Below are 1,314 nucleotides of genomic sequence, written 5' to 3'. Positions count from 1 at the left end.
ATGTTTGTCTTGTAAAAGCTTTTATATTGAAGGACGATGATTCTCGGTTTTTGTTTGTCAAAAACTGATTCTCTTTAAAAGGGTGTGTGATTTTTTAAATCAATGTGGTCTTTTTAAAAGTCAATGGCGCGGCCTTTAATTTCCCAGTCTCCATAACGTGAAGGGTCTTTGCCGCCGCGTCCACCGTTTTCTAAAGGTTTTTCTTCGTTTGTTTCATGTTTACGCCTTTCTTCAGCTTCGTTTAGGGCACGTTGTGCTGCCGGAGAAAGGGGTTGTTGTTTAGCAGCAGTGGCATTTTGTTTATTTATTTTATAGTCTTTTTTATCCATTTTATACCTTTCTTCATTGAAGAAGTAAAAAGAAAACCCCATCATATAGAATTAATAGTATTTTATCATGGAGTTTTTTGAGTCATGAACATAATGCGTACAGCAATGCTTTTGGCTTTTATGACTGCTCTTTTCATGGGAGTTGGTTATCTGGTTGGCGGAAGCAATGGCATGGTCATCGCACTTTTGATGGCTGGTGGCTTAAACTTTTTTTCTTATTGGAATTCGGATAAAATCGTTCTACGCATGTATGGTGCACGTGAAGTCGATCAACATTCGTCTCCCGTTTATTATAAGATTGTAAGCGATTTAGCGCGAAGAGCTTCTCTTCCTCAACCAAAAGTTTATATTATTGATAATGCACAGCCAAATGCTTTTGCTACAGGACGTAATCCTCAGAATGCAGCTGTTGCTGCAAGTACTGGATTGCTAAATCAGTTGAGTGCAGAAGAAGTGGCTGGAGTGATGGCGCATGAGCTTGCTCATATTGAGCATCGTGATACGTTAACGATGACTTTGACTGCAACGATTGCCGGGGCAATTTCAATGCTTGGTAATTTCGCTTTTTTTATGGGGGGACAGCGTCATTCTTCTGAAAATTCTCATAGTACTGGGGCAATCGGAGGACTTCTTGCCCTGTTTGTAGCACCTTTTGCTGCAATGCTGGTGCAAATGGCCATTAGTCGCACCCGTGAATATGCTGCTGATAGGCGAGGGGCTGAAATATGCGGAAATCCTTTATGGTTGGCTTCAGCATTGAGTAAAATTGCAGGTGGGGGGCATACGGTATACAATGAAGAGGCAGAACATAATCCGGCAACAGCACATATGTTTATTATCAATCCTTTGCGTGGTGAAGGGGCCGATAGTCTTTTTTCTACCCATCCCGCAACAGCAAATCGTATTGCTGCTCTTCGTCGGCAAGCAGAAGAGATGAAAGGAGCAAGAGTGGAAAATATGGGATGGAATGAAAAAATTGGTTTAC

General features: G+C 41.4%; 2 protein-coding genes. One reads left to right on the top strand and one right to left on the bottom strand.

All coding sequences use genetic code 11. The features are described from left to right. Positions 1–113: 113 nt before the first annotated feature. A complete protein-coding gene (locus ACFINZ_RS09700) occupies positions 114–329 on the bottom strand; it encodes a DUF1674 domain-containing protein (protein WP_034448472.1) in 216 nt (71 codons plus the stop codon). An 84-nt stretch (positions 330–413) separates the two neighbouring features. Here ACFINZ_RS09700 and htpX point away from each other — a divergent pair. Continuing rightward, the coding region (htpX, locus tag ACFINZ_RS09695; protein ID WP_375701410.1) for a zinc metalloprotease HtpX at positions 414–1,314 on the top strand (901 nt) is incomplete at its 3' end.

The organism is Bartonella sp. AA81SXKL (genome assembly GCF_042196945.1).
GTDB lineage: Bacteria > Pseudomonadota > Alphaproteobacteria > Rhizobiales > Rhizobiaceae > Bartonella.
The sequence above is the reverse complement of the archived record's forward strand: the minus strand, read 5'-3'. Positions and strand labels throughout refer to the sequence as shown.

What these genes read in the sequence shown, in the direction of transcription:
- ACFINZ_RS09700 (WP_034448472.1), bottom strand. Translation starts at nt 329, where the DNA reads ATGGATAAAAAAGACTATAAAATAAATAAACAAAATGCCACTGCTGCT.